The 10,603-nt window shown below is 66.0% G+C and carries 9 protein-coding genes; 2 read left to right on the top strand and 7 right to left on the bottom strand.

Features of this window, described 5'->3' with window-relative positions; genetic code table 11:
* The 7 genes from fabI to WAW85_RS16130 all read right to left on the bottom strand — a co-directional run.
* A partial coding sequence (gene fabI / locus WAW85_RS16160; protein WP_422560608.1) for an enoyl-ACP reductase FabI occupies positions 1–666 on the bottom strand: 666 nt, incomplete at its 3' end.
* Between the two features lie 50 nt (positions 667–716).
* Positions 717–1,445: a 3-oxoacyl-ACP reductase FabG1 gene (gene fabG1, locus WAW85_RS16155; protein ID WP_422560607.1), complete on the bottom strand. Its 729-nt coding sequence runs from the start codon at positions 1,443–1,445 to the stop codon at positions 717–719.
* 31 nt (positions 1,446–1,476) lie between these two features.
* Positions 1,477–2,469: a VWA domain-containing protein gene (locus WAW85_RS16150; protein WP_422560606.1), complete on the bottom strand. Its 993-nt coding sequence runs from the start codon at positions 2,467–2,469 to the stop codon at positions 1,477–1,479.
* Entirely contained in the window at positions 2,469–3,401 is a 933-nt protein-coding gene (locus WAW85_RS16145) for a DUF58 domain-containing protein (RefSeq protein WP_422560605.1), read from the bottom strand. Before WAW85_RS16145 ends, WAW85_RS16150 begins: the two co-directional genes overlap by 1 nt.
* On the bottom strand, positions 3,388–4,470 hold the full coding sequence (locus WAW85_RS16140; protein ID WP_422560604.1) for an AAA family ATPase: 1,083 nt from the start codon (positions 4,468–4,470) through the stop codon (positions 3,388–3,390). The genes WAW85_RS16145 and WAW85_RS16140 overlap by 14 nt, the downstream gene beginning before the upstream one ends.
* Before the next feature lie 149 nt (positions 4,471–4,619).
* The gene (locus WAW85_RS16135; RefSeq protein ID WP_422560603.1) at positions 4,620–6,071 is read right to left on the bottom strand and encodes an NlpC/P60 family protein; all 1,452 of its coding nucleotides are present in this window, start codon (positions 6,069–6,071) and stop codon (positions 4,620–4,622) included.
* Positions 6,072–6,315: 244 nt separating this feature from the next.
* The gene (locus WAW85_RS16130) at positions 6,316–6,933 is read right to left on the bottom strand and encodes a DUF6676 family protein (protein WP_422560602.1); all 618 of its coding nucleotides are present in this window, start codon (positions 6,931–6,933) and stop codon (positions 6,316–6,318) included.
* A gap of 234 nt (positions 6,934–7,167) precedes the next feature.
* On the opposite strand from WAW85_RS16130, the gene WAW85_RS16125 reads away from it, so the two are divergent.
* Complete coding sequence (locus WAW85_RS16125) at positions 7,168–9,981, top strand: aconitate hydratase (protein WP_422560601.1); 2,814 nt, start codon at positions 7,168–7,170, stop codon at positions 9,979–9,981.
* 14 nt (positions 9,982–9,995) lie between these two features.
* Positions 9,996–10,571 (top strand): TetR/AcrR family transcriptional regulator, encoded by a 576-nt coding sequence (locus WAW85_RS16120; RefSeq protein WP_422560600.1) that lies wholly within the window; start codon positions 9,996–9,998, stop codon positions 10,569–10,571.
* Positions 10,572–10,603 lie beyond the last annotated feature (32 nt).

Raw genomic sequence — 10,603 nt, 5'->3', positions numbered from 1 at the left:
GTATTCGTTGAGCATGGTCAGCTTCTTGGCATCATCGGTAGCGGTACCCGAAATCGCTTTGGCCGCAAGGGTTTTGATCGGACCGGCGGCCACCAAGTTCGAGCGCACCTTCTTCGCGTAGCCGACCTCGCGGGCGACGTAGCGGTTCACCGACTCCAATGCGGCCTTGGCCACACCCATCCAGTTGTAGTCCGGGACGGCGGTGCGCGGATCGAAGTCCATGCCCACGATGGAGCCGCCCTCGTTCATCACCGGCAGCACGGCGCGGGCCAGCGAGGCGTAGCTCCATGCGGAGATCTCGAAGGCTTTGGCGACGTCCGGGCCTGGGCCCTCCAGGAAGGGCAGCGCGTCCGGGCCCATCAGGGTCCGCGGCGCGAACGCGATCGAATGCACGACGCCGTCGATCCCCTCGGGTGCCAGCGCGCGGAGCTGATCGGCAAGGGCGCCCAGGCTCTCCTCGTCGGTGACGTCCAGGCCGATCGCCTCGGGGACTTCCTGTGGCAGCCTCTTGGCGATGCGGTTGATCAGCCGCAGCCGCTCCGGGATACCGGTGATCAAGACCTTGGCCCCGGCCTCCTGGGCCTGGGCCGCCGTAGCGAAGGCGATGGATGCGTCGGTGATGATGCCAGTCACCAGGATGGTCTTGCCGGCAAGGATTCCACTCACGATGTTGCGCTCCTGTGGGTTCGAGGGGTTGTCGGGCTGGTCAGGTCGGGTCAGTGACCCATGCCGAGGCCGCCGTCGACGTTGATCACGTTGCCGGTGACGTAGGCCGAATCATCCGAGGCCAGGAAGCTCACCACGGCGGCGACTTCCTGCGGCTGGCCCATCCGTTTGGCCGGGATCGCCTGATCGACGGCAGTTTTGGTGTACTCCTCGGGCAGCGCTCGGGTCATTTCGGTATCGATGAGGCCGGGCGCTACGACGTTGGCGGTGATGTTGCGGCCGCCGAGCTCGCGGGTCACCGACCGCGCGAGACCGATGACGCCAGCCTTGGATGCCGCGTAGTTGGCCTGTCCCGGGGTGCCCATCAGGCCGACCACCGAACCGAGGTAGATAAACCGTCCCCACCGGCCCTTGAGCATGTTGCGGGTCGCGGCCTTGGTGACGCGAAAAGCGCCGGTGAGGTTGGCGTTGATGACGTTCTCGAAGCTGTCGACACTCATCCGCATGATCAGCGTGTCTTCGGTGATGCCGGCGTTGGCGACGACCACCTCGACGGCACCCTGGTGTTCGGCTACCTCGGCGAAGGCACGGTCGACCGATTCGGTGTCGGTCACATCGCATTGCACGCCGAACAGTCCGTCTGGCGCCCCGGACCCACGGTGGGTGACGGCCACCTTGTGGCCGTCGGCGGCCAGGCGCTGGGCGACGGCCAGACCGATGCCGCGGTTACCGCCGGTGACCAGTACCGAACGCGGAGTGAATTCGTTGTTGTCTGCCATGGTTGTTCAACCTATCTCACGAGAAGTGACGTCAGGGAAGGCGGCGATTGAGGAACAGTGCGCCCAAGGTGCCGATGATGGCCAGCATGCTGCCGGCGATCACCCACGGGCGGTAGTTGTCGCCGCGCTGGCGTTCGGTGCCGATCTGCTGGCGCAGCGTCGAGTACACCTTGTTGAGTTCGTCCAGCGACGATGCGGTGTAGAAGTTTCCGCCGGAGAGATTCGCGATCTTGCGCAGCGACTCGTCGTCGACGGGTACCGGGATGCGCTCGGTCTGCCCGTTCGGGGTCTCCAGCTCGACGGTGCCGTGCATGGTGCCGAACGAGATGGTGGACACCGGAATGCCCTCCTCTTTCGCTTTGCGGGCCGCGGTGAACCCGCCGCGGTTGGCGTCCGGGCTCTCCGGCACGGTCTGTTTGCCGTCGGAGAGCAACACGATATGCGCGGGGGGTGCGTGCTCATCGCCACCCAGGGCGCTGTTGAGCGTTTGGATCTGCTCGAGCGCTGCGAAAATGCCTTCACCGGTCGCGGTTTTGTCCGCGAGCCGCAGCTTGTCCAGCGCGCGTTTGGTGGCGTTGTGGTCGGGTGTCGGCGACACCAAAGTCGACGGCGTTCCGGCGAACGACACCAGGCCCAGGTTGATACCGGTGGTGAGTTCGTCGGCGAACCGCTTACCGGCGGCCTGGGCAGCCTCGAGCCGCGACGGCGCCACGTCGGTGGCCTTCATCGAATTGGAGACGTCGACGACGAGCATCACCGTTGCCCGGTTGCGCGGCACATCGCGCTCGGCCATCGGCCCGGCCATCGCAACGCAGAGCAGCAGCAGGCCGGTGGCCAGCAGCGCGAACGGCACGTGCCGGAAGCGGTCCTGATGCCGCGGGGTCACCGATTTGAGGACGTCGAGGTTGGCGAACCGCAGGGCGCGGGCCGTGCGCCGGCGCATCTCATAGATGTACGCGCCGATCAGAACCGCGACGAGCAGGATGGTGGCCAGCCACCAGGGATTAGAAAACCACTGGCCCATCAGCGCACCCCAGCCGCACGACGACGTTGCCCCACGAAGCGCACTGTGTCGGCGATCCAGTCCCGGTCGGTCTGCAGGGTCATCACTGAGCCAGCGCTACCGCGGAAGGCCGACTGCACCTGTGTCCGGTGTTGCTGCGCCGCGGCGGCGAAGTCCATCCGGACCTGCTCGGTCACGTCGATTTCGACGATCTCCCCCGATTCGGCGTCGGCCAAGGTGACCGGGCCGACGGGCGGCAACGCGATGTCCAGTGGGTCGAGAATCTCAATGCCGAGCAAATCGTGATGGGCCCCGATCGCGCGCAACGACCGGGCCCAATCGATGGGCCCGAGGAAGTCGCTGATCACCACGGCCAACCCGCGTCGGCGCTGCGGGCGGCGCAGCGCCTCCAACCCGGCGTTCAAGTCGCCCCGCACACCCGGGCTGCTGCGGTGAGTGGTGGCCAGAGCCTTGAGGAGGTTGCGGGCGTCCGCGCGGCCGGACCGTGCCGGGATCCGGGTGATCGAATCGCCGGTCACCGCGATCGCGCCGTGCCGATTGCCGCCGCCAGAGGTCAGGTGCACGATGGCCGCGGCCGCGGCCACGGCCAGATCGCGCTTGGAATGCTCCCCGCACCCGAAGTCCAGGCTTGCCGAGGCGTCCATCACGAACCAGGTCTCCAACTCGCGGTCGGCGATCATCTGCCGCACATGCGGCTGCGTGGTGCGTGCGGTGACCGACCACTCCATCCGGCGGATGTCATCGCCGGGCTGATATAGCCGCGCCTCCCCCGGCTCCGAACCCGGACCCGGAATCAGCCCGAGGTGGGCGCCCTGCAGCACCCCGTCGAGCTTGCGCCGAACGGTCAGCTCCAGGGTGTTCAGCGCAGCGTTCAGCTGGGGATCGTCGAGATGGCCGCCGTGCAAGGACGGTAGACCGCTACCCGCCGACATGACCCTCCGCGCGCGAAGCCACCGGTGGGGCGACCTGCGCCGGGGCGGCCTGCGGCGCTGCTGCCTGCTGCGGCACGGCACTGACCTGCGGTAGGCCTACCGTCTGCAAGATGCGGGTAATGATCTGGTCGGGGGTCACCTCGTCGGCGAGGGCGTCGTAGCTCAGCACGAGCCGGTGCCGCAGCACGTCCGGAATGATTTCGACGATATCTTGCGGGATCACGTAGTCGCGGCCGCGCACGATGGCCAGTGCCCGGGCTGCGGCCACGATGCCCAGGGTGGCGCGCGGCGAAGCGCCGTAGCTGAGCCAGGTCGCAACGTCGTTCAGGCCAAGATCGGCCGGGCGGCGGGTGGCGTCCACGACGCGCACGACATAGTCGACCAAAGCGTGGTGCACAAAGACACCAGCAGCCACGCGTTGGAGGCGGATCGTCGTTGCCGGATCGAGGATCGGTGAGGCAGTGGGAGCATCGATGCCCATCCGGTAGACGATCTCGCGCTCCTCCTCCACCGACGGATAGTCGACGAGGACTTTGAACAGGAAGCGGTCGCGTTGCGCTTCCGGGAGCGGATAGACGCCTTCGTTCTCAATTGGGTTTTGGGTCGCCATCACCAGGAAGGGGTCCGGCAGCGGGTAGGTGACGCCGCCGATGGAGACCTTCCGTTCGGCCATCACTTCCAGGAGTGCCGACTGCACCTTGGCCGGGGCGCGGTTGATCTCGTCGGCGAGCAGGAAGTTCGTGACGACCGGGCCGAGTTCGGTGTCGAACTCTTCGCGGCCCTGTCGGTAGATACGGGTGCCCAACAAGTCGGTCGGCACCAGGTCGGGGGTGAACTGGATGCGCTTGAAGTCACCGCCGACAACCGTCGCGAAGGTCTCTACCGCGAGCGTCTTCGCAACACCCGGGACCCCCTCGAGGAGAATGTGTCCGCGGGCCAGTAGGCCGACCAGAATGCGCTCGACCAGCTGATCCTGACCGACGATGACGCGCTTAACCTCGTACATCGCTCGCTCGAGGAGTTTGGCGTCCTCGGGGGTGAGCGTGTTCGCAGCGGCAGGTGAACTCAAACCGGTGACTCCTCGTCTTCGGCGCACCGAGCCGTCGGCCCAGCACAGAATCTTCTGGTGTGGATTGTTGGTGATCCACTGGTGCTGGGAGCGACTCTACCGGCCCTCGGCCCGATACTGCCGGACCCGGTCAGGCCAGTCGGACCCGGTCAGGCCAGGCGCACCACGTTTGGCATTGCGCCGTCGGTGCGCACGGGCGAGATCTTGACCACGTCACCGGACTGCGGTGCCTCGATCATCGTTCCGTCGCCGAGATACATCGCGACATGCGTGCTGGCATTCGGTCCGTAGAAGATCATGTCGCCGCGCTGCATTTCGGCCAGCGGGACTTGGAGGCCGGAGGTGTACTGGTAACCGGTGTAGTGCGGCAGATCGATGCCGATGCCGGCGAAAGCGTAAATCATCAGCCCCGAGCAGTCGAAACCGACCTTGGCGTAGTCGCCGTGGGCGTCGGCCACGCCGCCATCACGGATACCCAGGGTGGGACCGTTCGCGTCGCCGCCGCCCCACGCGTAGGGCAGGCCAACCTGCGACTTGGCGCGGTTGACGACGAGCTCAACGGCCTGCGGACCGCGGAGACCCGGCCGCATCGCACCGCCGCCGCCGCCACGGAACAGTCCGCCGAGCGAGCCGGTGGCGATCTGCGAGAGGGTGCCACCGGGGCCGGAGTTCAGTGGCGCGGTGCCGCCGATTCCGAGCTCGTTGAGCAGCTGCGATTGCGGAAGCTGCTGCTCACCGACGAGGGCCGCCAGGAGTTGGGTGCCAGTTTCGGCGGCCAGCTTGGCAACGATCAGCGCAGCTTCGGCCGCGCCGTCACCACCCTCGGCCGGATTCGCCGGGATCGCGCCGATGACGTCGCCCACGACGTCACCGACGTTCGGCGTGGCAGCCGCCGGCGTACCGCCGCGGGCCTTCTGCAACTTCTCCGCCAGCGCCGCCCGCTGCCCCATGAGGGTGCTGCGCTGACCGCGCTGGTCGCTCACCGCCTGACGGGCGTCGGTGACCGCGCTAATGGCCTCGGTACGGCGGTTCTGCGCGCCTGCTGCCGCCGCATTGGTCTGCCGACGGGTGGCCGACGTAGCGGCGACGCGATTGGCCTGCTGAGCGCGCACCGTCTGCAGCTTCTGGAGCGTGGCGCGCTGCTGGCGTCCCATGGTTTCGACACTCGTCATCCGGTCGAGGACCTTGCTCGGATCATCGGACGAGACGTAGTCGACCATCGAGCCGCGGTTGTTGCCCTGGCGGCTGACTGAACGCATGAATGCGTCGAACTCGGCTTGCGCACCGGCGACTAGGCCGTTGGCCTTTTGCAGGTCGGTTTTGGCGGCGTTATCGGCTGCAGCCGCGATGTGCTGGGCGGCAACGGCGTTCTGGAAGTCGACGAGCGCCTTGTTGACGTTCTCCTGCTTCGCGGCCACTTCGGTGGCCAGTGTCGCAAGATTCTGATCGACGGCGGCGATCTGGTTGACGAGTGCGGCGACCGGCGAATCGGGCTTGGGATCGGCGGTGGCAGTACCTGCAGTCAGCGCGCCGACCAGGACGAGGGCGCAGAGGGTGCCTCCCTGCGTCGCCCACCGTGCGTGACTTGTTACTTGCTTCAACCGACGTACTCCCTAGCTGTCCGCATTGAAAACCCCTGAACCAGCAATCTCTCTGGTCGCTTCGACCTCAGGTCTCTCAAATGTGTCTACAGCACCGTACGTCACATCTGACCCATCAGAAACCGGGTGCGGTGAATTACATTGGGGTGATTACCAGGGAAAATGGGTTGAACAGGCTAAAGCGCACCGCCCCGAAGCCATCACACTTTGGTAACGGAGCCGAGCGCGGTCGTGGGAGGTGGGATCAGGCCTCGGAGTCGACCGACCGGTCGTCGTCCGTGCCGGCGGATTCCGCGCCGACCGATGCCGCGCCCAAGGCAGTATCGTTGCGCTTCTGCTCAACGTCCGCCGTGGAACGGCGGCGCAAGCTGGCGTAGCGGGCGATCACCGCACTAAGTGCGACAACGACCAGGAGCGCGATGGTGACCAGCGTCCAATCCAGGTACGGCGCGGTCGCCTCGTCGTAGATCTGCCCGACGGCGGTGGCGGTATCCGTTCCGGTCTTCACTGCTGACGTGCCATCCTCGAGTTGCACGCGACTGAAGTCGCTGGAGGCGGTGCCCACGACGCCACCCGGACCGAAGACGAGCACGGTGCCGCCGGTGTGCGTCTGGATCTCGGTGGCGATGTCGCGATAAACGGTGAACGGAGCGTATTGCTGGTCGAGTACCACGACGAAGAGCGCGTTGCCGTCCGCATCGGCGCGCGCGACCACGTTCTTCAGTCCGGCGGACTGATCGGCCGGTGCCACTACACCGGTGGCCTTGAGCTGGGCGACTATGCCGCCGATATTCAGATCGGTCCACTGTGCAGTGTTATCGGCTGGGCTCGCCAGCTGGACGGTGACCGGGCCCGGGGACATGCACACTCCTGAAATCGCGCGTTGGGATCGCGCTCACTGTACGACAGCCGGGCGTTCGGCCGACCCGCGCCGCGCACGAACCGCCAAATCCTCCGGTTATCTCCAACCAGTACGCGCGTACTGCTATCATGGCAGGGCAGCAGCCCACGGGACGTCGCGGTGTCCGCGACAGCCCGGCTGATACCTCGTGCCGGCGCAGCCCGTCGGTGCGGCAACCGCGAAGAGGAGCACACGTTGAGCAAGGATTCCTTTGGCGCCCGCGGCACTCTGGAGGTGGGAAATGACTCGTACGAGATCTTCCGCCTTTCGGCCGTTCCCGGCACCGAGAAGCTGCCCTACGCACTGAAGGTTCTCGCCGAGAACCTGCTGCGTACCGAGGACGGCGCGAATATCACCACCGATCACATCAACGCACTCGCCACCTGGGATCCCAGTGCTCAGCCGAGCGTGGAGATCCAGTTCACCCCGGCACGCGTCCTCATGCAGGACTTCACCGGCGTTCCCTGTGTGGTCGACCTGGCCACCATGCGTGAGGCCGTCGCGGCACTCGGCGGCGACCCGAACAAGGTGAACCCGTTGTCCCCCGCCGAAATGGTCATCGACCACTCGGTCATTCTGGACGTGTTCGGCCGCGCCGATGCCTTCGAGCGCAACGTCGAGCTGGAGTACCAGCGCAACGGCGAGCGCTACCAGTTCCTCCGCTGGGGTCAGGGCGCCTTCGACGACTTCCGCGTTGTTCCGCCGGGCATGGGCATCGTCCACCAGGTGAACATCGAGCACCTGGCGCGTGTGGTCATGACTCGTAACGGACAGGCCTACCCGGACACCTGCGTCGGCACCGACTCGCACACCACCATGGAGAACGGGCTGGGCGTGCTGGGCTGGGGCGTCGGCGGCATCGAGGCGGAGGCGGCCATGCTGGGCCAGCCGGTCTCCATGCTGATTCCGCGCGTCGTCGGCTTCAAGCTGACCGGTGAGATCAAGCCGGGTGTGACCGCGACCGACGTCGTGCTGACCGTCACCGACATGCTGCGCCAGCACGGCGTGGTCGGCAAGTTCGTCGAGTTCTACGGTGCCGGCGTCGCCGAGGTGCCGCTGGCCAACCGGGCCACCCTGGGCAATATGAGTCCCGAGTTCGGTTCGACCTGTGCGATCTTCCCGATCGACGGCGAGACCATCAACTACATGCGCCTGACCGGTCGCCCCGAAGAACAGCTCGCGCTGGTCGAGGCGTACGCCAAGGAGCAGGGCATGTGGCACGACACCGAGAACGAGGCGGAGTACTCCGAGTACCTCGAACTCGATCTGGGTACCGTCGTTCCGTCGATCGCCGGCCCGAAGCGCCCGCAGGACCGTATCCTGCTGTCCGAGTCGAAGGTCGCCTTCCGCAAGGACATCCACAACTATGTGGAGGAGAACCATCCGGCGCCGCAGAACGGCCTGGACGAGGCGCTCGACGAGAGCTTCCCGGCGTCAGACCCACCAGCCGTCTCCCCGACCGAGGCCAAGCTCTCGTTCGCCGAAGAAGACGCCGTCGTCGCGTCGGCCGCCAACGGCGCCGAAGGCCGCCCGAGCAAGCCGGTCACCGTCACCTCGGACGGCAACACCTTCGTGCTCGACCACGGGGCTGTTGCCGTCGCTGGCATCACCTCCTGCACCAACACCTCGAATCCGTCGGTCATGATCGGTGCCGGCCTGCTGGCCCGCAACGCCGTCGAGAAGGGCTTGACCTCCAAGCCGTGGGTCAAGACCAATATGGCTCCGGGTTCGCAGGTCGTTTCGGACTACTACGAGGCCGCTGGCCTGTGGCCGTATCTGGAAAAGCTCGGCTTCTTCCTGGGCGGCTACGGCTGCACCACCTGCATCGGTAACACCGGCCCGCTGCCGGAAGCCATCAGTCAGGCGGTGAACGACGAGGACCTGACCGTCACCGCCGTGCTGTCGGGCAACCGCAACTTCGAGGGGCGCATCTCCCCCGACGTAAAGATGAATTACCTGGCCTCCCCGCCGCTGGTGATCGCCTACGCCCTGGCCGGCACCATGGACTTCGACTTCGAGACCGAGGCCCTGGGTACCGACACCGACGGCAACGACGTCTTCTTGAAGGACATCTGGCCGAGCGCCCAGGAGATCGACGACACCATCAAGTCGGCGATCAACGCCGAGATGTTCACCAAGTCGTACGCCACCGTGTTCGACGGTGACGAGCGCTGGCAGGGTCTGAGCACCCCGGACGGCGACACCTTCGAGTGGGACGACAAGTCCACCTACGTCCGCAAGGCGCCGTACTTCGACGGTATGGAGATGGAACCCGCTCCGGTTACCGACATCAGCGGTGCCCGGGTGCTGGCGCTGCTCGGCGACTCGGTCACCACCGACCACATCAGCCCGGCCGGTCCGATCAAACCGGGGACCCCGGCCGCCCAGTACCTGGACAGCCACGGCGTCGCGCGTAAGGACTACAACTCGCTCGGTAGCCGTCGCGGCAACCACGAGGTGATGATCCGCGGTACCTTCGCCAACATCCGCTTGCAGAACCAGTTGCTCGACGGCGTGTCCGGCGGTTACACCCGGGACTTCACCCAGGAGGGCGGCCCGCAGAGCTTCATCTACGACGCCTCGCAGAACTACCAGAAGGCCGGCGTTCCGCTGGTCGTGCTGGGCGGCAAGGAATACGGCTCGGGCAGCTCGCGCGACTGGGCCGCCAAGGGCACCGTGCTGCTCGGCGTCAAGGCAGTCATCACCGAGTCCTTCGAGCGTATCCACCGCTCGAACCTCATCGGTATGGGTGTTGTCCCGCTGCAGTTCCCCGAGGGCGAGAATGCCAAGACCCTGGGGCTGGACGGTACCGAGGTCTTCGACATCACCGGTATCGTCGAGCTCAACAACGGGGTCACCCCGGAGACGGTGAAGGTCACCGCCACCAAGTCCGGCGGCGACGTCGTCGAATTCGATGCGGTCGTTCGGATCGATACTCCAGGTGAGGCCGACTACTACCGCAACGGTGGCATTCTGCAGTACGTCCTGCGGAACATGATCAACAGCTAAGAGCTGGATCATTTATGCCTAAGGTCAGCGATGACCGGCTTGCCGCGCGTCGTCGGGAAATTCTCGACGGCGCGCGGCACTGCTTCGCCGAATACGGCTACGACGGCGCCACAGTGAACCGACTGGAGGAAGCCACGGGACTGTCCCGAGGGGCGATCTTCCATCACTTCAAAGACAAAGAAGCGCTCTTCCTGGCCCTCGCTCGCGAGGATGCGGAGCGGATGGCCGATGTGGCCGCCGAGGAAGGTCTGGTCCAGGTCATGCGCGATATGCTCGCGCGGCCCCGGGATTTCGACTGGCTGGGCACTCGGTTGGAAATCGTCCGCAAAATCCGTACAGATCCAGCATTCGCCTTCGCATGGGAGGGCCACAGCGCCGAGCTCGAAGCGGTGACCCTGGCCCGGTTGGAACGCAAACGCGAAGACGGCAGTCTGCGCAAAGACGTTCCCACCGAAGTCCTAGTCACCTATCTGGATATCGTCCTGGACGGCTTGATCACGCGCTTGGCGACTGGTCAAGCCACCGACGATCTGACAGCGGTCCTCGACCTCGTGGAGGACTCCGTCCGCACGGCGAAACCGGCCGGCTGAGGGAAGTTCGGATGCAGAGGAGGCCCCCGTTT

Origin of the sequence: Gordonia sp. (in: high G+C Gram-positive bacteria) (assembly GCF_049299075.1) — a bacterium.
Lineage (GTDB): Bacteria > Actinomycetota > Actinomycetes > Mycobacteriales > Mycobacteriaceae > Gordonia.
This window is presented reverse-complemented; position numbering and strand designations above follow the sequence as displayed.

What these genes read in the sequence shown, in the direction of transcription:
- WAW85_RS16120 (WP_422560600.1), top strand. Translation starts at nt 9,996, where the DNA reads ATGCCTAAGGTCAGCGATGACCGGCTTGCCGCGCGTCGTCGGGAAATT.
- WAW85_RS16130 (WP_422560602.1), bottom strand. Translation starts at nt 6,933, where the DNA reads ATGTCCCCGGGCCCGGTCACCGTCCAGCTGGCGAGCCCAGCCGATAAC.
- WAW85_RS16150 (WP_422560606.1), bottom strand. Translation starts at nt 2,469, where the DNA reads ATGGGCCAGTGGTTTTCTAATCCCTGGTGGCTGGCCACCATCCTGCTC.
- WAW85_RS16145 (WP_422560605.1), bottom strand. Translation starts at nt 3,401, where the DNA reads ATGTCGGCGGGTAGCGGTCTACCGTCCTTGCACGGCGGCCATCTCGAC.
- fabG1 (WP_422560607.1), bottom strand. Translation starts at nt 1,445, where the DNA reads ATGGCAGACAACAACGAATTCACTCCGCGTTCGGTACTGGTCACCGGC.